The organism is Arthrobacter sp. H35-D1 (genome assembly GCF_030063185.1).
Classification (GTDB): Bacteria; Actinomycetota; Actinomycetes; order Actinomycetales; family Micrococcaceae; genus Specibacter.
Genome location: NZ_JASISP010000001.1, coordinates 715,455 through 739,441, shown reverse-complemented (window position 1 = coordinate 739,441; position 23,987 = coordinate 715,455). Strand labels below are relative to the sequence as shown.

General features: G+C 61.8%; 26 protein-coding genes and 3 tRNA genes. 8 read left to right on the top strand and 21 right to left on the bottom strand.

The window, feature by feature from the left end:
* Positions 1-51 precede the first annotated feature (51 nt).
* The 4 genes from QMG25_RS03410 to QMG25_RS03395 all read right to left on the bottom strand — a co-directional run bounded on the left by QMG25_RS03410 (position 52) and on the right by QMG25_RS03395 (position 3,607).
* Positions 52-948, bottom strand: a complete 897-nt coding sequence (locus QMG25_RS03410; RefSeq protein ID WP_283457310.1) for a glycine betaine ABC transporter substrate-binding protein — start codon at positions 946-948, stop codon at positions 52-54.
* A gap of 76 nt (positions 949-1,024) precedes the next feature.
* Complete coding sequence (locus QMG25_RS03405; protein ID WP_283457308.1) at positions 1,025-1,879, bottom strand: ABC transporter permease; 855 nt, start codon at positions 1,877-1,879, stop codon at positions 1,025-1,027.
* Positions 1,879-3,249, bottom strand: coding sequence for a quaternary amine ABC transporter ATP-binding protein (locus QMG25_RS03400; RefSeq protein ID WP_283457307.1), 1,371 nt, complete (start codon positions 3,247-3,249; stop codon positions 1,879-1,881). Before QMG25_RS03400 ends, QMG25_RS03405 begins: the two co-directional genes overlap by 1 nt.
* A complete protein-coding gene (locus tag QMG25_RS03395) occupies positions 3,212-3,607 on the bottom strand; it encodes a hypothetical protein (protein WP_283457305.1) in 396 nt (131 codons plus the stop codon). The genes QMG25_RS03400 and QMG25_RS03395 overlap by 38 nt, the downstream gene beginning before the upstream one ends.
* 183 nt (positions 3,608-3,790) lie before the next feature.
* On the opposite strand from QMG25_RS03395, the gene QMG25_RS03390 reads away from it, so the two are divergent.
* Both QMG25_RS03390 and QMG25_RS03385 read left to right on the top strand, forming a co-directional pair.
* Positions 3,791-4,594, top strand: coding sequence for an exodeoxyribonuclease III (locus QMG25_RS03390; protein ID WP_283457303.1), 804 nt, complete (start codon positions 3,791-3,793; stop codon positions 4,592-4,594).
* A 3-nt stretch (positions 4,595-4,597) separates the two neighbouring features.
* Entirely contained in the window at positions 4,598-5,440 is an 843-nt protein-coding gene (locus QMG25_RS03385) for a DUF8083 family protein (RefSeq protein ID WP_283457300.1), read from the top strand.
* Positions 5,441-5,468: 28 nt separating this feature from the next.
* Here QMG25_RS03385 and QMG25_RS03380 read toward each other — a convergent pair whose 3' ends face one another.
* From QMG25_RS03380 to QMG25_RS03310, 15 genes are all read right to left on the bottom strand, one after another.
* The gene (locus QMG25_RS03380; protein ID WP_283457298.1) at positions 5,469-6,485 is read right to left on the bottom strand and encodes a LacI family DNA-binding transcriptional regulator; all 1,017 of its coding nucleotides are present in this window, start codon (positions 6,483-6,485) and stop codon (positions 5,469-5,471) included.
* A gap of 32 nt (positions 6,486-6,517) precedes the next feature.
* Positions 6,518-6,793: a hypothetical protein gene (locus tag QMG25_RS03375; protein WP_283457295.1), complete on the bottom strand. Its 276-nt coding sequence runs from the start codon at positions 6,791-6,793 to the stop codon at positions 6,518-6,520.
* A gap of 3 nt (positions 6,794-6,796) precedes the next feature.
* Positions 6,797-7,699 carry a carbohydrate ABC transporter permease gene (locus QMG25_RS03370; RefSeq protein ID WP_283457293.1) on the bottom strand — a complete coding sequence of 301 codons (903 nt, stop codon included), beginning with the start codon at positions 7,697-7,699 and terminating at the stop codon, positions 6,797-6,799.
* Entirely contained in the window at positions 7,696-8,715 is a 1,020-nt protein-coding gene (locus QMG25_RS03365) for a carbohydrate ABC transporter permease (protein ID WP_283457291.1), read from the bottom strand. The genes QMG25_RS03370 and QMG25_RS03365 overlap by 4 nt, the downstream gene beginning before the upstream one ends.
* 221 nt (positions 8,716-8,936) lie before the next feature.
* Positions 8,937-10,235 carry an ABC transporter substrate-binding protein gene (locus QMG25_RS03360; RefSeq protein WP_283457289.1) on the bottom strand — a complete coding sequence of 433 codons (1,299 nt, stop codon included), beginning with the start codon at positions 10,233-10,235 and terminating at the stop codon, positions 8,937-8,939.
* Positions 10,236-10,617: 382 nt separating this feature from the next.
* Entirely contained in the window at positions 10,618-10,857 is a 240-nt protein-coding gene (locus QMG25_RS03355; protein ID WP_283457287.1) for a hypothetical protein, read from the bottom strand.
* A gap of 64 nt (positions 10,858-10,921) precedes the next feature.
* Positions 10,922-11,542, bottom strand: a complete 621-nt coding sequence (locus QMG25_RS03350; protein ID WP_283457285.1) for a hypothetical protein — start codon at positions 11,540-11,542, stop codon at positions 10,922-10,924.
* A complete protein-coding gene (locus tag QMG25_RS03345) occupies positions 11,539-12,114 on the bottom strand; it encodes a hypothetical protein (protein WP_283457283.1) in 576 nt (191 codons plus the stop codon). The genes QMG25_RS03350 and QMG25_RS03345 overlap by 4 nt, the downstream gene beginning before the upstream one ends.
* Positions 12,111-12,548 (bottom strand): hypothetical protein, encoded by a 438-nt coding sequence (locus QMG25_RS03340; protein WP_349307103.1) that lies wholly within the window; start codon positions 12,546-12,548, stop codon positions 12,111-12,113. The genes QMG25_RS03345 and QMG25_RS03340 overlap by 4 nt, the downstream gene beginning before the upstream one ends.
* Positions 12,545-12,736: a hypothetical protein gene (locus QMG25_RS03335; RefSeq protein WP_283457281.1), complete on the bottom strand. Its 192-nt coding sequence runs from the start codon at positions 12,734-12,736 to the stop codon at positions 12,545-12,547. The genes QMG25_RS03340 and QMG25_RS03335 overlap by 4 nt, the downstream gene beginning before the upstream one ends.
* Positions 12,733-13,290: an Asp23/Gls24 family envelope stress response protein gene (locus tag QMG25_RS03330; protein WP_502866330.1), complete on the bottom strand. Its 558-nt coding sequence runs from the start codon at positions 13,288-13,290 to the stop codon at positions 12,733-12,735. Before QMG25_RS03330 ends, QMG25_RS03335 begins: the two co-directional genes overlap by 4 nt.
* A gap of 133 nt (positions 13,291-13,423) precedes the next feature.
* The gene (locus QMG25_RS03325; protein WP_283457279.1) at positions 13,424-13,912 is read right to left on the bottom strand and encodes a hypothetical protein; all 489 of its coding nucleotides are present in this window, start codon (positions 13,910-13,912) and stop codon (positions 13,424-13,426) included.
* A gap of 340 nt (positions 13,913-14,252) precedes the next feature.
* Positions 14,253-14,328 (bottom strand) — tRNA-Phe (locus tag QMG25_RS03320).
* Between the two features lie 60 nt (positions 14,329-14,388).
* A tRNA-Asp gene (locus QMG25_RS03315) sits at positions 14,389-14,462 on the bottom strand.
* 101 nt (positions 14,463-14,563) lie between these two features.
* Positions 14,564-14,636: transfer RNA gene (locus tag QMG25_RS03310), tRNA-Glu, on the bottom strand.
* A gap of 129 nt (positions 14,637-14,765) precedes the next feature.
* Between QMG25_RS03310 and QMG25_RS03305 the strand changes: the two genes are divergently transcribed.
* Together QMG25_RS03305 and QMG25_RS03300 are read left to right on the top strand one after the other, a co-directional pair.
* Positions 14,766-15,173, top strand: a complete 408-nt coding sequence (locus tag QMG25_RS03305; RefSeq protein WP_283457277.1) for a metallopeptidase family protein — start codon at positions 14,766-14,768, stop codon at positions 15,171-15,173.
* A gap of 262 nt (positions 15,174-15,435) precedes the next feature.
* The gene (locus QMG25_RS03300) at positions 15,436-16,857 is read left to right on the top strand and encodes a C40 family peptidase (protein ID WP_283457275.1); all 1,422 of its coding nucleotides are present in this window, start codon (positions 15,436-15,438) and stop codon (positions 16,855-16,857) included.
* 72 nt (positions 16,858-16,929) lie between these two features.
* Here QMG25_RS03300 and QMG25_RS03295 read toward each other — a convergent pair whose 3' ends face one another.
* Positions 16,930-17,934: a universal stress protein gene (locus QMG25_RS03295; RefSeq protein WP_283457273.1), complete on the bottom strand. Its 1,005-nt coding sequence runs from the start codon at positions 17,932-17,934 to the stop codon at positions 16,930-16,932.
* 215 nt (positions 17,935-18,149) lie between these two features.
* On the opposite strand from QMG25_RS03295, the gene QMG25_RS03290 reads away from it, so the two are divergent.
* The 3 genes from QMG25_RS03290 to QMG25_RS03280 all read left to right on the top strand — a co-directional run bounded on the left by QMG25_RS03290 (position 18,150) and on the right by QMG25_RS03280 (position 21,416).
* Entirely contained in the window at positions 18,150-19,445 is a 1,296-nt protein-coding gene (locus tag QMG25_RS03290; protein ID WP_283457271.1) for a type III PLP-dependent enzyme domain-containing protein, read from the top strand.
* On the top strand, positions 19,442-20,749 hold the full coding sequence (locus tag QMG25_RS03285; protein WP_283457270.1) for a D-arabinono-1,4-lactone oxidase: 1,308 nt from the start codon (positions 19,442-19,444) through the stop codon (positions 20,747-20,749). The genes QMG25_RS03290 and QMG25_RS03285 overlap by 4 nt, the downstream gene beginning before the upstream one ends.
* Positions 20,750-20,837: 88 nt before the next feature.
* Positions 20,838-21,416 (top strand): NAD(P)/FAD-dependent oxidoreductase, encoded by a 579-nt coding sequence (locus tag QMG25_RS03280; protein ID WP_283457268.1) that lies wholly within the window; start codon positions 20,838-20,840, stop codon positions 21,414-21,416.
* A gap of 88 nt (positions 21,417-21,504) precedes the next feature.
* Here QMG25_RS03280 and QMG25_RS03275 read toward each other — a convergent pair whose 3' ends face one another.
* Positions 21,505-22,074, bottom strand: a complete 570-nt coding sequence (locus QMG25_RS03275; RefSeq protein WP_283457266.1) for a copper resistance CopC family protein — start codon at positions 22,072-22,074, stop codon at positions 21,505-21,507.
* 274 nt (positions 22,075-22,348) lie between these two features.
* Here QMG25_RS03275 and QMG25_RS03270 point away from each other — a divergent pair, with 274 nt between their 5' ends.
* Positions 22,349-23,812, top strand: a complete 1,464-nt coding sequence (locus QMG25_RS03270) for an NCS2 family permease (protein ID WP_283457264.1) — start codon at positions 22,349-22,351, stop codon at positions 23,810-23,812.
* Positions 23,813-23,987 lie beyond the last annotated feature (175 nt).

The window sequence follows — 23,987 nt, the reverse complement described above, 5'->3', positions numbered from 1 at the left end:
GCGTTCCGTAAAAACCGCCCTAAGCTGCAGGAGCGTCTAGCCGAGCGGAGACTAGGGAGTCAGCGAGTCAACGTATTCCTGGTTCTCGCCGATCCACGTCTTCACGACCTCCGTGTAGTCGTCTGTTTTCTCTTCGCCGTTGAACATGGCGTTCTCCAGTGAGTACAGCTTCTCCGAGTCCATCTTGAAGTCCTGCAACCAACCTGCAAGCTTCGGGAAGTCGGTCTCGAAGCCAAGACGTGAGTAGCCGTAGAGGCCCTCGGCATCGCCCAGGGTGCCCTTGGGATCCTTCAGGTCCTTGATCGGGAAGGCGTCATAGGCCCAGTGCGGGCGCCACAGGGTGACAACAATGTTCTCGCCCTTGGTGGTTGCCGTCTTCAGTTCGGAAAGCATGGCCGGGGTGGAGGAGGTGATGTATTCCATCTTCTCCAGTCCGTAGCCGGGGATGACTTCTTCCGTGGTGGCCTTGGTCAGGCCGGCTGCCGGTTCAATGCCTATGATCTTGTTGTTGAACTTGTCGGCATTGGCGGCCAACTCATCCAGCGAATCAATGGGGGCGTCTTCGTTGACGGCGATCGTCAATGAGGCTTCCGAGTTCCATTGGCCCAGTTCGGTAATCTTATCGCCGTATTCCTCCAAGAGGCTGGCGTGGGTAATCGGCAACCAGGTATCCAGTGTGAGGTCGTAGTCGCCGCTGGACAGACCCGAGAAAACGGGTGCAACGTCGGCGTTTTCCAACGTGACGTCGTAGCCCTTTTCATCCAGGATTGATTTCCACAGCTCGGAGGCCGCAATGCCTTCGTCCCAGCCGTTGAAGACGGCAATGGTGACGTCCTTCTTGTCCCCGTTGTCCACGGTTGCCGCTGCTTCGTTGCCGGAACCGCAGGCGCTCAAGCCCAGTGCCATCGTTGCTGCAATGGCAGCGACACTCATAAATTTCTTGTTCATGGTTCATTCCTTTCATTGACAGCGCCAAATGCCTTGCTGTCGCGATTGGTTTGTAAAGTTTTTTGCTCTTCTGCGGTCACGCGCTCTTGCTGCGTCCGCCAGTTGTATTTGCGCCAAAGCTCGCTGTCACGCGGTCCAGGAAAATCGCCAGAATCACGACGGCGATGCCCGCCTCGAAGCCGAGCCCGGCGTCAATCCGGCTCAGGCTGGCGACAACGTCGCCACCCAGTCCGCCGGCGCCCACCATTCCGGCGATGACCACCATGGACAGTGAGAGCATGATGACTTGGTTGACACCAGCCATGATGGTGGGCCGGGCCAGCGGAAGCTGGATTTGCCCCAGAATCTTGCCGGGGCTGGAGCCAAAGGCGTGCCCGGCTTCAACCACTTCCTTGTCCACCCCGCGAATGCCCAATTCAGTGAACCGGACACCCGGGGCCATCGAAAAGATGATCGTGGCAATGATGCCCGGCACCACACCCACCCGGAACATGACCAGGGCGGGAATCAGGTACACCATGGCTGGCATGGTCTGCATGAAGTCCAAAATGGGCTTGATGACCCCTGACGCTCTGTTGGAGCTGGCAGCCCAAATACCCAACGGAATGCTGACCGCAACGGCCACAACTGTGGCAATCACCACCAGTGCCAGTGTGTCCATGGCGTTGGACCATTGGTTCACGCCCACGATGACGAGGAAGCTCAGCGCCGTGCCCACACCCAGTTTCCAACCACTGACCCACCAGGCAATGGCGGCAAACACCAAAATGACTGCCCAGTAGGGCGGTGCCGTCAGCAGCCAATCAAGGCCGTCGTAGGCGCCAACGAAAACGCTGCGGATGAAGACGAAGAAGGCGTCGAAGGTGCTGGTCAGCCAATCAAGACCGACTTCCACCCAGTCGCCGAGCGGGATCCTAAACTTCGGTTCCACTATGCTTCTCCTTCGGTCTTCGCCAATGCGGCGGTGACAAGTTGTTCGGGGATGGGCGCAACGGCAACCTCAACCACCGGGAATTCACTGGTCGTTGAGGGGACGTTGCCCAAGGCGGCCAGCAGCGTCACGCGGGGCAATGCACCCACCAGGCGTCCGGCGTCGTCCACCACCGGCAGCGGGATGGGACTTTCCACCGCACGGCCAAAGAGGTCGTTGAGGGACGTCTCCGGACTGACGGGGTCAATGCCGTTGCGGACGGCTGAGACCAGGTCGGTGCCGTGCTTTTCCACCAGCGCCATGACGTCGCGGTCGCGGACCACGCCGTGGAACATGCCGCGGCGATCAACCACAAACGCTGCGGAAACCTGCTGGTCGCGCATGGTGCGCAAGGCATTGCGCGGTCCACCGGAAAGGTTTACAACGGCCAGCGGAGGCTCCATCACTCCACCGGCCGTGAGCACGCGGGTCCTGTCGACGTCCTGCACAAACTGGGCCACATAGTCGTTGGCAGGCTGGGTGAGAATCTCATCCGGCGTGCCGATCTGCACAATCTCCCCGTCACGCATGACGGCGATCCTGTCGCCGAGGAACATGGCCTCGTTGAGGTCGTGGGTGATGAACACGATGGTCTTGTCCAGCTCGGACTGCAGCAGCACCAGCTGTTCCTGCATTTCACGGCGAATCAGCGGGTCAAGGGCGGAGAACGCCTCATCCATGAGCAGGATGTCCGTTTCCGCGGACAGCGCACGGGCCAGGCCCACACGCTGCTGCATGCCGCCGGAGAGCTCGCCGGGGTACTTCTCGCCCCAGCCTTCAAGGCCTACCAGCGAGAGGATCTTCTCCGCTCTGGCAAGGCGTTCGGCCTTCGCCACGCCCTGCACTTCAAGCGCGTACGCGGCGTTTTCAATCACCGTGCGGTGCGGCATCAGGGCAAAGTGCTGGAAGACCATGGAGATCTTCTGCTGGCGGACGCGGCGAAGTTCCTTGTCGCTGATTTTCGAAATGTCGGTCCCGCCGATGACGACGGAGCCCTCGGTGGGCGCCCACAGCCCGTTGAGGGTTCGGATCAGTGTCGATTTTCCGGAGCCGGAGAGCCCCATGACCACAAAGATCTCACCCTTCTTCACGTCAAAGCTGGCGTCGATGACCGCAGCCGTGCCCAGCGCTGAGAGATCCTCGCGCTTGGTTCCGGTTTTGAGGCGCTTGACGACCTCGGCGGGACGCTTCCCGAAGACTTTGTAAACGTTTTTAACGCTGAGTGCGACACTGTCGTCAGCCGCACTGTCGGAGAGCGTACCGCCGGCCTTGTCTACTTTTTCGGTCGCCGCATCATGTTTTTGAGCGTCGTTCCGTGTGGATTCGTTCACGTAGTACCCATCTACGCAGCACTTTGGCCCACGCTTTTTTCGTGGCGTCCAAACCGCAGCGGTTGGTGATTTCGTGCAGCGGGCGTTGGGGCGCGTCAAACTCTTTCATTTCCTTGGCATGCCCGCGAAGGGCAGCCACGGAAGGCGGCTCCCCCATGAAAAGGGAACGGGAGACTTCCCCTGCCGCCAGTTCGACTGTGCGCGTCCGGCTGCTCTGCCGTGGTTGCATTTCGTGACTCGCCACGATTTGGAACCACAGCTTCGCAGTTGCCCGCATGCTTGTCGGTCTACTGGATTGCTTCAACGCTAACAAAACCGTGTTCACTCTGAGCGCAATTTGGGCAATTTTTTGTTCCACCTGGCGTTACAAGTGACACTCTCCACGCGCAGCCGTGCGGCGCAAGAAGAGTTATCATTTCGTAATCCTGGCCACCTTCTCACTCGTCTCGGCTATGTGTCTGCTCACATCCACGCCCCAGAGGCCACCGGCCCGCGGCGTTTGCCCCACCGCCAAGAGGCATTAACTTGATAGCTTGGAGAGGTGAAGATTGCTACTTGGAATGTGAACTCGCTCCGCGCCCGTGCCGACCGCGTGGAGGACTGGCTGCGCCGCACCGACGCCGACGTGCTGGCCATTCAGGAAACGAAATGCAGGGACGAGAACTTCCCGTGGGAGCTCTTTGAAAACAACGGGTACGAGGTTGCCCACTTTGGCTTCAGCCAGTGGAACGGTGTGGCGATCGCCTCCCGCGTGGGGCTCGAGGATGTTGAACGCACCTTTGTGAACCAGCCGGAGTTCGGCAAGGGCGGAAAGGATCCCGTCCAAGAGGCCCGCGCCATTGCCGCCACCTGCAACGGTGTGCGCATTTGGAGCCTCTACGTGCCCAACGGCCGTGCCCTCGAGGACGAGCACATGCCCTACAAGCTGAAGTGGCTCGATGAGCTCAAGAACCAAGCCGCCGGCTGGCTCGCCGACGACCCCGAAGCCCAGATCGCGCTCATGGGCGACTGGAACATTGCCCCGCAGGACGACGACGTCTGGGACATCGACTTTTTCCGCACCCAAGGGCTCACCCACGTCAGCGAACCCGAACGGGCAGCGTTCACTGCGTTCGAAGCGGAAGGGTTTGCCGACGTCGTCCGTCCCCTGCATCCGGGGCCCGGGGTCTACACCTACTGGGACTACACCCAGCTGCGCTTTCCCAAAAAGGAGGGCATGCGCATCGACTTTGTCATGGCCTCCCCCGCCTTGGCCGCACGCGTCACCGCCGCCGAGATTGACCGCGACGAACGCAAGGGGAAGGGCGCCTCGGACCACGCCCCGGTCATTGTGGAGTTGGACTAACCCATGACCGGCGGGCTGTATCTGGGCGGCATGCAGCTCCCTTTTGTCTCCTGCCTGCGTGTCTACCTACCCCGCGAGGCCTACACGACGGCCGAGTTCACCCACTTGGAAAGCCTGCTGGAACCAGCCCAAAACACCGTCAGCGTGGATGTGGGAGAGCTTGCCGACTCGCTCGGCAGAGTGAGCCGGCCGCGCCCCAACCCACTTCCGACGGCGGACGGGGACCGGGTGCGCGTACTCACCATGGGCGAGGGCGAGCCTCCGCTGTACGCGCCCAACCAAGTGGTGGCCCGTTCGATAGCGGGGGCCACTGAGCTGCTCACCGGAACCATGGAAGTCTTGGCCACCTTGGTCCTCTCGGAAGAGGAATGGGCGCTGGAACTGGCCCGCGCAGCCTCGGCACACCAGCTCGAAATGCCGCTGCAGACACGCTCCTCCACTTGGGGCATCCCCTTCAGCTGGTTCACCCTTGTATATGCCAACGACCGCATGGAAGTGGTGGAGGCCAACGGGCGGATCCTGACGGTCCGGATTCAAGTGCCCGTATCCACGGCCGCGGGAAGGGCCGAAAGGCTGCTGGAGATGCTCGGGCAGATGGCACCGGACTTGGACTTGTTGACCGAACTCGAGGACCTCTCGCAGTGGTTGGCCAGTTTCAAGGACGGCGGCGTCCTGGAACTCGACTATGGGCCGGTGGCCAACCGGGTCCACCCGGACGACTCCCCGGCGGATGTCCACATGGGGCTTCAATGCCTGGCCGAGGGCGACTTCACCGGCGCCGCTGCCGCCTACCGAAGGCTGGCAAACCGATGGATGCCCATTCGGCAGTTGGCCCGCGCCAGCTAGGGCTCCGCCGGCTCGGTGCTGCTATGGCTTAGCGTTGCGGAGGCGCAGTGGAGCCCCGCTCGACCAGCTCGAACGGCATGATGCGCCCCTGCACGGCACCGGAGACACCTCCGAGTTCTGCCAGCACCATGGTGGCTGCCACCCGGCCCTGCTCCCAAGGGTTTTGCGCCACGGTGGTCAGCCCGGCCGGTGCTGAAAAGTCATGGTCGTCAATGCCGATCAGCGAGAGTTCCTCCGGTATGCGCATCCCGCGACGTTGTGCTTCAAACATGGCTCCCAGCGCCATTTCGTCCGAGCCGCAAAAGAGGGCGGTTGGAGACTCCCCCGGCAGATCGTAGATCTGCGCCGCTGCACGAACACCCCCGGACACCGTGAAGTCTCCGGGCAGCATCCACTCCGGGCGCAGCTCAAGCCCTGCGCGAGACATTGCAGCCGCAAAGGCGGCAGTGCGAAGATTTGGCACTTCGAAGGACTGCTCGTCGTCGCTTCCACCCTGCAAATAACCAATTCTCCGGTGGCCCAGAGCAATCAAATGCTCCGTGGCAGCCCGTGCTGCAGCCCTGTCGTCGATGAACACACCTGAACAACCCTCCACGGGGCCTCCCACGGACAGCAACGGAATGCCGGTGTGTTGGAGCTGACACAATTCCTCGGGCGAGAGTCCCAGGGAGAGCACAAGCAGGGCATCAATCTGCTTTCGCACCATGGCTTCAGTGAAGCTGCGTTTGCGCCCGTGCCCATGGCCGCCGCCCAAACTGAAGAGCAGGAGGTTGTAGCCGCTGTCGCGCAGCACCTGGTCAATGCCCTCAACGGCCCGCCCAAAATACCAACGGTCAACAAATGGCACCAGCAGCCCCACAGTCCGGGTCAGTCCCGACGCCAAACCGCTGGCTGATCGCGACGGCACATAGCCCAGCTCCTGGGCCGCGGCCAGTACCCGTGCACGGGTGGCAGGGCTGACGCGCGGCAGCCCCCGCAGCGCGCGCGAAACTGTTGCGGTGGAGACTTGGGCCTGCTCGGCAACATCTTCGATGCTGACTCCCACGGCTGCTCCTTTCGCTGCTCACCGGACCGTATCTACAACGGTCTTTTGCCACGCCGTTTGGGTAGTTTCCGACGAAGCTTGATCATTCCCCACAAGCCGACGCAGACAAGCAGCAGTCCCAGTGCCCACATCAGGGCAGGTTGGCCGGTGAGTTCCAACCAGAGGGTCACCCCGAAGAGCACTGCGGCCCAGAAGCCAAGGAAACCGATGATGATGTCAAAGTCCTCGGCGCTTTTCTGTCGACTTGTTGGAATGTGCAGACCATCCTGCTTTGTCCGTTTGCTGCCTTCTCGCTTGCTGCCGTCCATCAACTATTTCACCGCCCCTGCCGTGAGTCCGGAGACGATCTTGCGTTGGAAGATCAGCACCAGCACCACCAGCGGAATCGTGACGACTGTGCCGGCTGCCATGACTGCCGTGTAGGGTTCCTGGTGCGGTTGGGCCCCGGCAAAGTTGGCGATGGCCACCGTGACTGTCTGGGTTGCGTCGTTGGAAAGAATACTGGCGATCAAGTACTCGTTCCATGCTGCGATGAACGCCAAAATTGCAGTGGTGAACACTGCCGGGGCAGCCAATGGCATGATGACTTTGCGGAAAGCCTGCCCCGCGGTGCATCCGTCAATACGGGCCGCTTCCTCCAGTTCCCACGGCATTTCACGGAAAAATGAGGTCAAGGTATACACCGTCAACGGCAATACGAAGGAAATGTTGGGAATAATGAGCGCCTGATAGGTGCCCGTCCAATTGATGTCGGTGAACAGCTGAAACAACGGTGTCACGATGGCAACGCCGGGGAACATGGACGCGCCGAGGACAATACCCAGCACCAGAAACTTCCCGCGGAAGTTCAGGCGGGCAAGTGCGTAAGCTGCGAATACACCGAAGAGCAGGGCCACAGCCGTGGTGACGCTGGAGATGAACAGCGAGTTCAGCATGGCCCGCTCCAGGTGGTTGCCCCTGTCAGCGGAGAAGGCCGTGGCGAAATTGTCCCACGTGACGTGCGTGAAGAACGGTGTCGGGTCGAAGGTGTAGCCCACTTCCCTGAAGGCCGTGACCACCATCCAGTAAAACGGCAGCAGGCACCAAATAACAATGACGGCCGCACTGATGTAGGTACGGGAACTGGCCCACCTTGCCCTGCGGCGGGCCACACCCTTGGCAGTTGCCGAGCGGGCATCGGCCGTTGTTGTTGCCGTAGCTGTTGAAGTACTCATTTCAGCTTCCCCTTCGCTCCTCCACTGGCGGATTCAACGGCGTTGGCGCCCAGGAATCGAACAAAGATGAACGCCACAATGAAGATGATCAAGAACGTGATGGTGGAAAGTGCTGCAGCGGAATTGAAACCAATCCGAATCTGGTTCACCACCAGGATTGACAGCGTGGTGGTGCCGTTTGCGCCCCCCGTCATAATCGCCGGCAGGTCGTACATGCGCATCGCGTCCAGCACGCGAAACAGGATTGCCACCATCAAGGCCGGCTTGACCAGGGGCAGGGTGATCATCCGGAAGCGCTGCCAAGTGGAAGCCCCGTCCACCTTGGCCGCCTCATAAATATCCGAAGGGATCATTTGCAGGCCGGCCAGAATCAGCAGTGCCATGAAAGGTGTGGTCTTCCAGATATCGGCAATGATGATGGCGGCGCGGGCCGGCCCCTCGCTTCCTGTCCATAGAATTGAGGTGTTGAACAAGGTGTTGGCAATGCCGTCGAAAGCAAAAATGAAGAACCACAGTTTGGCAGTGACAGCGGTGGGAATGGCCCACGGCACCAATACCGCCGCCCGCAATACACTGCGGCCGCGGAACGCCCGGGCCATGATCACTGCCATCCAGAACCCAAGGATCGTTTCAAAGAAAACCGTCACCACTGTGAAAAAGAAGGTAACTCCGGTGGCCGACCAAAACTGTGCACCCAAGGTCCCCGGCGGGCAGCTGACCTCGACGCCGCCCGGACCGGTGCATTGTTGGAAAAGCCAGTGAATGTAGTTTGCGAAGCCAGCAAAACCGCCGGCCACAAAAGTACCAGTGGCCGGGTCCAGACCCTCATCCTGCTGCAGCGACATGATGATCGCATCGATCACCGGGTAGGCGATCACGATCGCGAGGACCACAATTGTCGGGGTGATCAGCAGTGCCGCCAGCCGCCCCTGGGTCTTCTCCTTGCGGTCCGCCCCGACCTCTTTGTTGTCCGGCGCCTTGCCGCCCTTGACCGCCGGGTCTAGATGTGTCGACATGCCAGCTCCTTTAACCACTTCCGAATTGCTGCCCGTCGCCCGGGTGCGCGGGTCACCGCGCCCCTGGTCCGCACAGCGAAAGAACCGAACCAAAAACTCTCTTGTTCGCGGCTTGGCCGTTGCGTGCGCCAACAACAGTTTCTTGGCGCACGCACCTCAAGCCGTGACGGCGTTTCATTGCCCCTTGCGGCCGCCCCATGGGGCGGCCGCAAGGGGCCGGGCTACTTGGAGACGGCTGTGGAGATGGCCGATTCCATGTCCGTCAAGGCTTGGTCCACAGTTTTGCTGCCCTGCAGGGCAGCGAAACTATTCTGCTGGATGGCTTGGGTGACGGCGGGGTAGAACGGCGTCACCGGACGCGGGACGGCATTCTCGATGGACGTCTTCAGCACGGGCAGGTAAGGCAGCTGCTTGACAAGCTCGGCGTCGTCGTAGAGTGCCCCCAGCACTGGGGCCAGGGATCCCTGGGTGGCATAGAACTTCTCCGACTCCTTGCTTGTCATGAACTCCACGAAGTCCTTGGCCGTGGCCTTGTTCTTGGAGTACACGCTCACGCCCAGGTTATGCCCGCCCAAGCTGGAAGCACCGGGGCCGTCCTTCCCTGGAAGCGGGGCGATGCCAAACGTGTCCTTCACGGTGGATGAACCGTCCGTCTTGGCCAGGTTGTACACATAGGGCCAGTTGCGCAGGAACAACAGTTTTCCATCTTCGAAGGATTGCCGTCCCTGCTCTTCCTGGTACGTCAAGGCCTGCTTGGGGATGTTCCCGTCCTTGTAGGCCTTGACGAGATTCCCCAATCCGGCCTTAGCCTCCGGGGAGTTCACCGTGGGCTTGCCGTCCTTGCCGATGATCTCCCCGCCTTGGCTGTTGATGGCCTCGGCGACGTTGACAGTCAGCCCCTCGTATTGGGCGAGCTGTCCGGCATAGCAGTCAATGCCCTTGTCCTTGGCAATGGAGCACATGCCCATCATTTCGTCCCACGTTTTGGGAGGCGTGGGAACAAGGTCCTTGCGGTAGTACAAGATGCCGCCATCGGAAGTCTGCGGCAGGGTATACAGCACTTCGTTGTACGTTCCGGTCTTCACCGTGGCCGGCAGCATGCCGTCGGTGGAAACTTTCATCGTGTCCGTCAGCGGCTGCAGCCAGCCCCTGGCCGCAAATTCAGCAGTCCAAATCACATCCACGCTGGCCACATCGTAATCAGCGTTCTTTGCTTGAAAATTCTTCACAAGATCGTCGTGCTGCTGATCGGCGTTGTCGGACTGTTCCTTGAATGTCACTTTCTCATCGGGGTGGGCTGCGTTCCATTTCTCGATGAGCGGACGAACCACACCGGAGTTGTCCTTGCCCTGCACATAGGTGATGGGGCCGCGTCCGTCGAGGTTCGCAGCAGCGTCGCCGCCTCCACCGCCACCGCTTTCGCCGCCGCCACCGGCTCCCCCGCCACAGGCGGAAAGCGCCAGGGCAGCCGCGGCAACAGCCGCCAACGGCAAGTACATCCTTGACATCTTGTGTCCCATGCTGATGCTCCTCAAAGTGAATGATTTTCAACGTTCAGCACGCAGATGACCAACGCGTCCCGAGTGGTTTAGCTCACACTAGTAAGACGTACGGCATTAGTGCAAGCGCTTACACCAATTCGTTACCAAATAACTCCGCCAGGATCGTCACGACAGTTTTTCATCGTGTCCGCAACACTTTATGGCAGGACCGGGCCGTGGAACACCGGCTTGGCACGCGCTCAATTGCCCATCCGCGCGCCACGGCCTTGCCCAGTACCGTCACCCGGCGTGCAAGAGGAACTGGCATGTGTTCTCGCATGCTGGTTCTTGAACTTGGGCACTAAAAAGGCGGTGAATGCCATGATTTGGCATTCACCGCCCAGCAGAAGCCTGCTGCGAACTACTTCTCGGGCTTGAACATCCCGGCGATCTTGGAGCCAAGGCCCTTTGCATGCTCCATGGCGTCGCCGCTGAAGTCCTTGATGTTCTCCGCCGCATCCCCGGCGAAATCCTTGATGTTCTCCCCGGCGTCCCCGGCAAAATCCTTGGCCTTCTCCGCCGCATCACCGGCGAAATCCTTGGCCTTCTCCGCCGCATCCCCGGCGAACTGTTTGGCCTTCTCGGCATTGTTCTCAGTCATGCTGCCCTCCGTGGTGAATCGATGCGGTTCCGGTACAGCTTGTACCTCGGGTAATGAGTAGAGACTAGCGGACTCTTTCGGCTTTGGTGAACCGTGACCGAGCCCCGGTGCCAATGCTCAGAAGGACAGGAACTTCAATCCCCAACAGTCCATCCAGTGCCTCGACCAGTTCGACGACATCCTCCGCCACGTGTTGCGGTGCGATCCCTTGCCGCGGGAAAACCCGCACTTTCAACCCCGTCTCCTTGCGGAAGTCGTAACTCGTGGCGGAAACACCGAATATGTCAGTTCTTTCCAGCAATGCGTTTTTAAGCGCATTTTCAGCCACGGCGCAACTGAGCTTGACCGCCCCGTCTGCTCCGTCGTCGTCAGCGTTTCCTTGATAGTCCACCAAAGTGCTGGCCCGGCCCTTGCCCTGATTGGCAATCCAGGAAATCATCAAAACAACAACGAGGAGGAAGAAGGCAGCTGCGGCCAGCCAGATCCAGCTCTCCGAAGTCACCAGCAGCCGTGATCGGTCCTCGTAGCTGCGCAACCAGGCCACCTGTGCCCCGGCGTAGTCCTGCCAGCGGCGAGCCGCGGCAGGGACAGCAGCCAGCACGGTCAGGCCGATTCCGGCAAGCAGCAGAAGCAATCCAACAAGACTCAAGAGGAACCGGTTGAGCGCGCGCGGTGTCCCGTTCATACGCCGATCACCCCGCTGTCGGCCAGTCGCACAGCGACGGATGGTGCCGGCTCAAGTGCCATGGCCTCCAACTGGCCTTCGACAGCCGCCTTGATGTCTCCTTCGGAGATGCGGATGCCGGAGGTGGGCCGGATGTTTACCTGGACCTGGCGGGCGGAAACCACCACGACGACTTGTTCGCGGGTAACCCCTGCAGCCATGCGGGCGGACTTGGCCAGCGCGGAGGCAATAACCTCGTCTTCAACCACAATCGCCACGCGCGGGTGGGCAATCACGTGCCGTGCCCGGCGTCGCGGCAGCAGCCCCTGCCCAAGAAACACCAGCCCAACAAGGGCAAGCAATACCCCTATGACACCCAGCAGGACTGGTGCATGTCCACCCGGCAGGGCGGCAACCCACGCCATGCCGGAGATCGGCGAGAGCAGCCAAGGCGGCTCGCCCAAAGCCGCCAGCATCGCCTCAAGCAGGCCGTAGACAGCCACCAGCGTGATCGCGATGGCTGCAACCGTCGACAGCCCCGAGCGGGCCGAGTGCGTTTCCCGTCGAACCGCGTGCCGCATAAAGTCACTCACAGGACCCTCCCGCCCTCGCGCACCAGCAACCCGGAGATCCGCACGTCAACGCGGCTCAGCTGCGAGCCTGTCAGCTCCTCAACCTGGGCCAAGATCCGGGCTTTTGCAGCCGTGGCACGGGCCAGAACGCTGCCGCCACCCTGCTCAACGATGCCGGGATGCCGGCGCACCTCGGTTACGGAAGGCGCGCCCATGGCAGATGAGACGGCCAAGGCCAGGGCCCCGGCCTCATCGGACCACCTCACCCGCACTTGGGCCGGGGGCACCAAAAGGACTTCCGCTGCTGCAACTTTGGCTACAGAGGTCAACGCCTGCGCGCTGATGCGGTTGTGCCCGGCAAAAACCCTTGTGGTCCCCGGCTGGGCGCTGCCTGACGCTGGCTTGTGCAGCGTACTTCCGTGGACGGCAGATTCACTGGCCGAAGCCTGGCTCACGATGAGGAGCGCCGTCCGGTCAAGGCATCAAGAACGCCCCGCCAATCGAGTTTTCCACCAGCGGCCCTGCCCACGAAAGCCCCCACGGCAATGAAGACGGCGGAGACTACGAATCCCCAAAACCCGAAGACGAAGGCCATAAAAGCCAAGAATGCCCCAAACGCTGCACACACCACACTCAGATTCACGGCTGCTTCCCTGCTTCACTTGGATTGTTGCTGAAATTTACGGAGGAGCCCTCCGGCGACGCCACTACGGCTCCCGCAGGAACTTCATTGACCGTCGACTTCCCGACAGTGCCCATCCGCTCGCTGAGGCGGCTGCGGGTGGAAGACTTCTCGGTCTCAGGCGAGGGGATGTAGACGTCCGTGATCTCAATGTTCACTTCAATGACGTTGCGGCCCACTAATTCCTCCACCGCCAGATAGACGGCCCGGCGAACTGTGTTGGCCAAGGCTTGCAGCGGATACCCGTACTCGGCCAGCATGACTATGTCCACGGCGACTTGGGATTCTCCCACCTCAACCCGCACACCCTGGGTGAGGTCGGCGGCGCCCACCACCTCACGGATGGCACCAATGGAGCGCGAGGTCCCCGAGCCCAGGGCATGGACACCGGCAACGCCACGGATGGCAATGGCGACCACCTTGGCCACGGCCGTGTCGGCGATGACCGTTCGTCCCTGTCCGTGGTCGGTGTCCGGGGATGTCGGGTCCAACGAAGCTTGGTCGTGCGAGTCCATGGGCGGGCCCTTTCTGTTTCTCTTACAGTAAGCCTATGCAGGGCAAAGATGCGGAGCAACGTGGCGGAAGGGCGCATGCATGCATGCTGCAAATTCTGGCTGCCCGCACAGCCGCGTCAACCGCCCTGCACCGCTAGTTTCCCTTGCAGTTCTTTTCCAACCATGCGCTAATTGGCTCCATGGCCTGGCTCATATTCTCACTGTCCAGGCCTTCAGCGCCGAGGCCGTTCGTGTCCAGGACTTCCAGGAGGTTTTCAAGGTCCCCCTTCACCCCGTCGGGAACTTTTGCCATGGCTTCGCGCACCAATTTCAGCACTTCCGGGACCGAATCGCCCGCCCCTCCCACCTTGGCAAGAAGCACCAGTCCGCTTCCGCCCACCACCACGGCGGTGACACTCAGGCATGCCTCAACGTTCGCTCCCACACCGGCAAAGTTGCTAGGCAGGACGGGCATTTCCGGGTCTGCGCCGTCACCCCTCGGGCCGGTGCTGGAATCCAGTCCGGATTCCCCGCCCGGAGTGCCTCGATCCTGCACCAGTGAACAGGACGACAGCACCAGCGAACCAATCATCACAATCGACAGCAGCAGCAACACCCGCCGAAAACTCCGCAGCACGCCCATGGGAACCCTCCGTCTGGAACTTTAAGCTGTGAACCTTTGATCCACAAGTGTGGCACATTTCACAGATGGCGGCGCGTCCGCATCGGGGCCAGCCGAGTGGCGAATGCAGGCCCGCGGAGGGAACTGCCGCGAGATGGCCCTGCCGTGACTCGACATTTCGGGTCCATTGCCAAAATTGACACGGATATGGTGATCCGCGCCCGGAAATACCTGCAGCGAATCACCACAGCTGCAGCAGCCGTTGACACGCCCTGGCCATACACACATTCTGGCCGCTAACCCGGAAACCCAGCCCCTTATTAAAGCAAGAAACCCCCGAATGGATTCGGGGGTTTCTTTGTGGTGGCTCCGACCGGCGTCGATCCGGTGACCTTTCGATTTTCAGTCGAACGCTCTACCAACTGAGCTACAGAGCCTTGGTGATCTGTTGATCTTTTCGTCACCAGATCCCCTTGAACCAACCAAGAGAACCTAAGCGACCCTGACGGGACTCGAACCCGCGACCTCCGCCGTGACAGGGCGGCGCGCTAACCAACTGCGCTACAGGGCCATACTTGTTACTGCGTTTGTTTCCATCAGCACTATTGTGTGATTTTCACGAGTTATAGCGTACCAGCAAATTTCTGCTTGTTTTACCACTCACTCGCAAAGTACCCCCAACGGGATTCGAACCCGTGCCGCCGCCGTGAAAGGGCGGTGTCCTAGGCCGCTAGACGATGGGGGCCTATAGTCAGCTCCAAAACCGCCGCGCTGCTTGCAGTGCTTCGGTCCGAAGTGGACTTGAAAAACTATAGGGCCTATTTGCCCAGAACACAAAACGGGCCTCCCGGCACCAAGTCACTAGGCTGGAGACATGTACGAGAATCCATTGGCCGGCATCCCCTCGTTTGGTCCCTTCTCCATGAATGAGGATGAGTTCGATGCTGCCGTACAGGCGGCCATAGCCAGGATCCCCGCCAAGATCCGTGCGGAGATGGTCAATGTGGCGATCTTCACTGCCGAAAACTATGAACCCGGTCCGCACGAGGATCCCCACACGGTCCTGCTGGGCCTCTACGAAGGGACGCCGCTGACGGAGCGGGACAGCTGGTGGGACACCGGCTCCCTGCCCGACAGCATCACCGTCTTCCGAGGGCCCATTTTGGAAATCTGCAGCAGCCGCGAGCAGGTCGTGCATGAAATCAGCGTGACAGTTGTCCACGAAATTGCCCACCACTTTGGCATCAACGACGAGCGCCTGCACGAATTGGGTTGGGGCTAAATGACGTTGATGTGGTTCATGTTGCCTGTGTTGCCTGTGTTGCCAAAGGCTTCGCGCTGGCCTTAGGGTCGGAGAAGCTGTGCAATTGCGCGCCTGGCCATTCCGGCCCCCGGCAGCGCCCGATACTCTCATCGACCTGCAGTAAGGCAACTGGACGACTATGCGCTTTTTGGTTCGCGGCACTACAGCCTGGGCCTGTGCCACCCTCGCATCGACAGCATTCCTCACCCCCGCCACTGCCGCTCCTGCACACACTCCCGCCTTGAGCCCCACTTTCTTAAGCACGACGGCGCTGCAACAGTTGGCACTGCGGCCGTTCAGCCCCGCGATTCCCAGTCGGGAAGACGTTGACAAGGCCAAAAAGTCCGAAGCAGCCACTGCCTCCGCATCCGCTCAGCTGGACGGGATCCTCAGCCAAGCCAATGACAAGCTCGCCGCCTCAACGGTGGCCGCCATGGGCGCCAACAACGACTACACCGAAGCGCTGGTGGCCGTTGACCAACGCGAGGCGGAAGCCGCGACTGCCCAGGCCAAGGCCAAGGACGCTGCCGGAGCCCAGAAATTGGCCAAGGCCCAGCTGGGGCAATTGGCCGGCAACCTGTACAAGAACGGGGGGCTGGACCTGAGCGTGCAGAGTTTTCTCAGCAGTTCCGACGCCGACGACGCCATCTACCAAGCGACAACCCTGATGGCGCTGAGCACCAACCGGGCCCACACCTTTGACACCGCCGAATCCGCGGCGGCCACTTCCGAGGCGCTTGGCGCCCAAGCCGCTGCGGCCCGCAACGCAGCCAACGAGGCTGCGGCCGCGGCGGAAGCTTCACGCGTCCACGCGCAATCCACAGCGGACGCCCAGGGCGCCGTGGTGGCGGAAAACCAGAATCAGCGAGAAGTTTTGCTGCAGCGGCTGGCAGCACTGCACAATACAACGGTGGCTCTCGAAGGCGCCCGCGTGGACGAGTTGGCCCGCAAGGCACAGGAAGCGGCCCTGCAGCAGCAAATTGAAGACTCAAGCAACGCCGACGCGCCCACGCGTCCGAGCACGGCACCCCAGCCACCAGCTGCCGGGCCAGCAGCAGGGCCTGCCCAACCCGGGAACTCGATCATGCCGCCAGTGGTCTCCAACTCCCCTGCGCCGCCGGCCCCCGCGCTTCCCGCGCCCGTGGCCCCGCAGCCTCCCGTTGCGCAAAAACCAAAGCCACCTGTTGCACAAAAGCCCGAGCCTCCCGCGCCCAAACCGTCCGCGCCTCCCGTGGTGCCCAAGCCGCCCGCGCCGCAAAAGCCCAAACCGCCGGTTGCCCCGCCCACCGGTTCCTACACCCAGGTCATGGTCAACTACGCGATGTCCAAGGTGGGAGGTCCGTACCAGTGGGGCGGCAACGGCCCCGTCGCGTTTGACTGTTCAGGGTTGGTCCAGCAGGCGTTCGCTGCCGCAGGGAAGGCGGTGCCGCGTCAGGGCAGCGACCAGTTCTGGGCCGCACCGCAACGCGTGCCGCTGTCCCAGATGCGGTACGGGGACCTGCTGGTCTTCAACGACGACGGCAACGGCCGCTTCTCCCACATCGCCATCTACGTTGGCAACAACCAGGTGGTTCAAGCGCTGAATCCGTCACAACCGCTCGGCGTCACCTCGTTGTCGTGGATGTCCTCGATGAAGCTGTACCCCTACGCCGCAAGGTACTGACGGCCTGGCGCCGACGCCGGCTGCCCGACATCGGCTGCCCGACATCGGCTGCCCGGCACTGGAAACGCAACACTAGACACTCAGCAGCGGACCAAATGCGGAACGGTCACCCTGGCGGGGATCCTCACGGTCGTGGACCACCATGATGGGCCCCTTGGCGTGGTGGCGTACACCTTCGGTGGTGGAGCCAAGCAACATGCCTGCGAATCCGCCGCGCCCGCGGGTGCCCATGACCACAAGTTCGGAGGTCTTGGTGGCTTCAACGAGGGTTTCCACGGCCGATCCTTCAACGAGGGTGACTTCCATGGGAAGCTTCGGGAAGTGGTTGAGCAACCACTTCTCACCGGCGTCGAGCTGTTCCTGGATCTCCGTAAACAACGCTTCACGGTCAACGGGCGCCGGCATCCAGGCAAGGGATCCGGTGTAGGGCTGCACAGCACAGATGATTCGCAGCGTGCAGCCGGAGCGCTCCGCCTGCTCGGCAGCGACAAGCACGGCATACCGGGCTTGGTCGGAGCCGTCCACACCGACGGTGACAACTTTCTCAAGCTTTGAAATGGCTTCCGCGCCCTCGGGGCCTTCGGACATCCGCGGTGCGCAGCTCAGCGGGACCGTCACGGTGGGGCACTTGGCGTGGGCCGGGAGGGCGGTGCTGACGCTGCCCAGCAGGCGACCCATGAAGCCGCCCCTGCCGCGCGAACCAAACACCAGCAGTTCCGCCGTCTCACTGAGTTCCACCAGAACGCCGGCTGCGTCGCCGTTTTCAACCCGTGCATCCATCTCAACCTCAAGATGGGCCACTTTTGCAGCGCCCTCGCGCAAGATGGCCTCGGCTCCTTGGCGGATGACGTCGTCGTCCACGGTGGCGTAACCGCCGTCGAGCCCCGAAGCAGCGAAGATGGGCACCGTGTAGGCCGTCACCAAATGCAGGGGGACTTTGCGCAACTTCGCCTCGCGGGCGGCCCAAATCAAGGCGCAAGTGCTTTGCTCCGAACCGTCGACGCCGACCACAATTCCGGTGGGGCTGGGGACTGCACCGGGCGTTGCGGCCTGCGGCATTTCCTCTGGGCTGCTCATGCTGCGCCTCCTGTTTAACGTATGCCCGAAGGTGGGAAAACGCCGTGGCGCCTCCCCTTCGCGGCCTGTACCTGTGACTATTGCGGGTTCGGCTGGGCGCGTCAAGTTGCCTCGCTGGACGAGACAACGAACTCCCGCCGCGCATCCGCCCCAAGTTCGGACGGCATGTGAAAGAGTTGGGCTCATGAACACCGTTTGCACAGCGGGAGGCAACATTGGAACTGATTGAACACGCCCTTGAACGGGGGCGAAGCGGTGACCATCCCCCCGCGGCCATCTGGGCCGACGCGGACGCTGCCTGTGCCGAACTCCCCGCTCCCCTGGCGGTTCTGGACCTGCAGGCACTCTCCTTCAACGCGGGTTCGTTGTTGCAGCGCGCAGCCGGCAAGCCGATCCGCGTTGCCAGCAAGTCCATCCGCAGCAAGGAGGTCCTGCGCGCCGTTTTGAAGCAGCCGGGCTTTGCCGGCATTTTGGGGTTCACGTTGCCGGAGGCACTGTGGCTGTCCGGGGATCCATCCGGGGCCTTCACCGACATTGTGGTCGCCTACCCCACTGGCGACGGGCAGGCCCTGCGCGCCTTGGCTGCCGACCCTGCGGCTTGCTCACGCGTCACCTTGATGGTGGATTCCACCGAGCAGTTGGAATGGATGGCCGCCACCTTGGCGGGAACAGCCCCGGCAGCCCCCCTCAGGCTCTGCCTCGACCTTGACTCCTCCTGGCGTCCCTCGCTGCGCGGACGGACCGTGGGACACATTGGCGTACACCGTTCACCGCTTCGCACCGGGACCGACGCCGTCACACTTGCCTTGGCTGTCAACGGCTACAAGAACGGCTCGGCACCGCTCTTCGCGCTGGCTGGAATCATGGCCTACGAAGCCCAGGTGGCAGGCCTGCAAGACAACCCGCACACCTCAAACAAGGTGGCCGACCTTGCCAAAGGCGCGGTCCTGCAACGAATGCAGCGCGCTTCGATGGCGGAAATCACCCACCGCAGGGCCAATGTTGTTGCTGCGGTGGGGAACATCGTGGATCTTGAATTTGTCAATGGCGGCGGCACCGGAAGCCTTGAACTCACCACCGCCGATGCTTCCGTGACGGAGCTGGCGGCTGGTTCGGGATTGTTCGGGCCCACACTTTTTGACGGCTACTCCCGCTTTACCCCGGCCCCCGCCGTCGGGTTCGCCGCGTCGGTTGTCCGGCGCCCGAACCCTGGCATGGTCACGGTCCTGGGCGGCGGCTGGATTGCCTCGGGCCCCGCCGGTGCAGACCGATCCCCCGTGCCCGTCTACCCGGCCGGGCTGACAATGATCGGCACCGAAGGTGCCGGCGAAGTGCAGACCCCGTTGAAAGGTGCCGCCGCCGATCAGCTGCGCATTGGCGAAAAGGTGTGGTTCAGGCATGCGAAGTCCGGCGAGGTTTGCGAGCATGTGGACGCCCTGGAAACGCTCGACGGCGCCCAAAGAGTGGGCAGCATCCCCACCTATCGCGGCGAAGGGAAGGCGTTCGTATGAGTGAGTGGCGCAATTGGTCCGGGGACCAGCGTTGCCGGCCAAGCGCCGTCGCCCGCCCCAACACCGTGGCGGACGTCTCGGCACTGGCTGCCACGGCATCGGCTTCCGGCGGCACCGTCAAGGCCGTCGGCGCCGGGCACAGCTTCACCGACATCGCCCTGACCAATGGTGTTCAGGTCTGTCTTGACGGACTTAGCGGGCTGCTCACCGTTGACCGAAAAGCCAAGCTTGTCACGCTGGCCGGAGGCACCCGCCTGCATGAGATTCCAGCCTTGCTTGCGCCTTACGGCCTGGCCATGGAAAATCTGGGCGACATCGACAAACAGTCGATAGCCGGGGCCATTTCCACCGGCACCCACGGCACGGGCCTGAAATTTGGGGGCATTGCCGCCCAGGTTCGAGCCCTGACATTGGTGGCTGGAAGCGGCGACGTGGTGCACTGTTCCGCCACTGAAAATGCCCACATCTTCGCTGTGGCCCGGGTGGGACTGGGCGCCTTGGGCATCATCACTTCCGTCACGCTGCAATGCGTGGATGCGTTCATGTTGCACGCCGTTGAACGTCCGGAACCCCTGGCAGACGTTTTGGAATCATGGCAGCAGCGCATCAGCGAGCTCGACCACTTTGAGTTCTACTGGTTCCCGCACACCGAGACGGCACTGACAAAGACCAACACACGGTACGCCGCCGGCAGCCTGCCCGCAGGCGTCGCCCCACTGTCCACGGCCTCACATATCTTTGCCGACGTGCTGATTTCCAACACCATGTTTTCGGCGCTGTGCAATGTCACCGGGAAGCTGCCCTCGACCATCCCGGGCGTGAATAAAATGGCATCCCGGCTGACAGGCAACAGGGAATTCGGCGACGTCTCACACAAGGTCTTCGCAACTCCGCGCAGCGTGCGTTTCCGGGAAATGGAATACGCGCTGCCGGTCGAGGACATTCCGGCAGCTTTGGGTGAACTGGACATCATGATCAAGCGCCGCGGATTGCAAATCTCCTTCCCGGTGGAGGTCCGCAGCGCTGCGGCAGACACCATTGCCCTTTCCACTTCCAACGGTCGCCAAAGCGGCTACATCGCCATCCACCAACACATAAAGACCGCCCCCTTTGAATACTTCAAGGCAGCCGAGGAAATCTTCCTTTCCCATGGCGGACGCCCGCATTGGGGGAAGTGGCATTTTCTCCAATCGAAGGACTTTGCCGCACTCTATCCAGACCTCGAAAAGTTCTGTAGGGTTCGAGATGGTCTCGATGCCAAACGTGTGTTCAGCAACGCTTGCTTGGATCGAGTACTGCCCTAAACTGCACCACCACCCACACCACGGAACAGCCACGCTCCCGGCTGTTGCGTCCCCATGAGTTCTCCTACCGTTCGAGGAGGCATTTGCCATGACTGTCGAGCAAACCACCACCATTGTGATTGGGTCGGGTTTCGCCGCCCTGGCCATGGCTGCGGAACTCAACCGGCAGGGCATCAAGGCAATCGTGATGGATGGTTCAGGCGCCTTGAAGCCGCACTCGTCGACGCCGGTCACCACTGGCGGCATCGGCTTGGCAGAGCTGAGCGAGCGCAGCGAAATTGTGCGGCTGCTCGAACACTACGCACGCCGCCACGAACTTGACCTGCGACCGGAAACGCGGGCGCTTGAGTTGACCCGCACCCACCACCGCGTGTCGCTGAACGGCCAATGGCGGGTGCGCACGGCCTCGGGAACCCTCAGCGCGCACAGCGTGGTGTTTACCCGTGGCGCGCTAAGCCAGCTGCGTCAAGTGCTGCACGGCGCGGGCGTCACGACCGCAGCTGAAGTGCGTGCCCGAATGCATGCCTTGGGCCTGTACTTGGTGGGTGTCGGCGATCTTGCCCTCCCCACGACCCAGGAAATCCTGCACCAGGCAAAGCGGGTTGGCCAGTCAATCTCTGCCCGAGTCGCCGCCAGTGAACTGGGCTCGGCGACTGCACTGGCCTAGCCCTCGGGCGCCGTTGTCGACAGCAGGCGAGGCCGGGCACAGCGGATTTGGGTGCAACTTCGGCCGGTCCCGGCCTTCGCCGGCAGCTTTAGTCTTCCTTGGCCAAGCGGCGTCGTGCCAACACCACCATGGCCACCACGATGCCGAGCAACACAACCACAAGTCCAACGATGGCCCATGGCGCCGTATTGCTATCCTGGACAACCTCCGGGGTGCTCTGCGGCTCGGGCGACACTGATACACCCGGCCCGGCAACGGCACCCTGTCCGGCCGTGGCTGCCGCTGTCGCAGTGAAGCCAAATTCACCCTCAAGGGGGTGTGAATCGGCGGATACCAGGCGCCATTTCACCGTGTAGTCGCCGGCAGGCGCCCCAGGGCTCACATGCTGCGTGGCCACCTTGTCCAAAACATCCACGCCTCCGGTCGCCCAGTTGGTGCCTGATGCGTCAAGGACCTGAACTTCCGAGCCAACGACGGCCGGAGTGTTGGACATGCTGATCTCGATTTTCTCCGGCATGCTCTGCACCGTCGCCCCGTCGGACGGGGACGTGCCGGTGACCGAGTCATGGGCCAGGGCCGCCGTGGCGGAGCCAAACAACATCAGTGTGAGTGCCATGATGGCCACAAAAGCGCGCGGTACCAGTTTGTGAAGTGTCATGTTCGTCTCATCCGGCCGGTGGCGTGCGGGACTCTTCACAGCGTTGATTCCTTTGGTAGACGGGTCGGGCCATCCTCACAGTATCCCAAATTCATGGGAGTTTCCGGAGAATGACGGCACCTGGTCGGGGCTCGGACACCACCGGCATGCCGCCGTCGAACGTGGGCAATCAGGAAGAACCCAGCTGACATCGCCACGTCCCGCAGAAGAGAAAACCGCTAGTATTTGCTCGGATCACTTTAATCCCATTCCACTTCGCCCGGAGGGCTCTCACATGGCTACCACGGCTACCAATACGGACAACCGTCTGTCAGCGGTCGACAAATACTTCATGATCACTGCGCGTGGCTCCAACTATTCGCGGGAAATCCGTGGCGGTTTCGCCACTTTCTTCGCGATGAGCTACATCGTGGTGTTGAACCCGCTGATCCTCGGCGGCGCTGATTCGACCGGCGAAGTGCTTGGCCTTGAACGCGTTGCCGCCGTCACCGCGTTTGTGGCCGGTATTTTGACCATCATTATGGGTGCCTGGGCCAAGCACCCATTCGCATTGGCTGCAGGGCTGGGTGTCAACGCCTTCGTGGCGGTGACCGTCGCCACGAACCCGGGCTTGACCTGGCCGGACGTCATGGGACTTGTGGTCCTCTCCGGCATCACCATGTTCATCCTGGTGCTCACCGGTTTCCGCACAGCGGTGTTCAAGGCCGTCCCCGAGGGCCTAAAAACAGCCATTGTGGTGGGAATCGGCATGTTCATTGCCCTCATTGGCCTTGTCAATGCCGGCTTTGTGCGCCGCATCCCCGACGTTGCCGGCACCACCGTTCCCGTGGGCCTGGGTTTCGACGGCAAGCTCATGGGCTGGCCCACGCTGGTGTTCCTGGTTGGCCTGGTGCTCACCATCGGCTTGGTAGTCCGCAAGGTCAAGGGCGCAATCCTCATTGGCATTGTCGTCGCCACTGTCTTTGCGAACATTCTGGAAATGACCCTGCACATTGGTCCTTCCTTCGACGGCACCACCAGCAACCCGCAGGGCTGGTCGCTGGTGTCCCCGCAGCTCTCCGAGTGGTCGCTGCCCGATTTTTCCTTGATCGGCCAGGTCAATATTTTTGGCGCGTTCAGCAAGCTCGGCGCCCTGGCAGCAGTGCTGCTGGCGTTCGTGATCCTGCTGAGCATCTTCTTCGACGCCATGGGCACCATGGTGGGCTTGGCGGCGGAGGCTGGTTCACTGCGCGAGGACGGCACCATCCCCAACGTTGACCGCGTGCTGCTTGTTGACGCTTTTGGCGCCATTGCCGGCGGCGGCGCCTCCGGTTCCTCAAACCAGATCTATGTGGAATCCGGTGCGGGCATCGGCGAAGGTGCGCGCACCGGGCTGGCGTCGATTGTGACGGGCGTGCTGCTACTGCTGGCCATGTTCGTCACCCCGTTGATCAAGCTGGTTCCCTTTGAAGCCGTCGCCCCCGCACTGGTCGTGGTCGGTTTCATGATGGTCTCCCAGGTGGGCAAGATCGACTGGTCCGACTGGGGCATCGGCATCCCGGCCTTCCTGACATTCACCCTGATGCCCTTCACCTACTCCATCGCCAACGGCCTCGGCGCCGGCTTCATCGCCTTCGTCCTGATCCGCGTATTCCAGCGCAGGGCGAAGGAAATCCACCCCTTGATGTGGGCTGTGGCCGCGGCATTCGTGCTGTTCTTCGGCATCGGCCCCGTGGAGGCGCTGTTCGGAATCGGCTAATCCCGTCATTCCGCTCCCCCCGCTCCAACGGGGAAATCGAAAGCTGAGCAGTCGGCAATGTTCGTCGAAAACATTGCCGACTGCTCAGCTTTCGATTTTTTTAGGGCGGGATCTGTGGTTTGAGACTGCCATCCATGACGGCGGGTGGCGCTCGGGCTGCCCGTGCTGTTGGCTG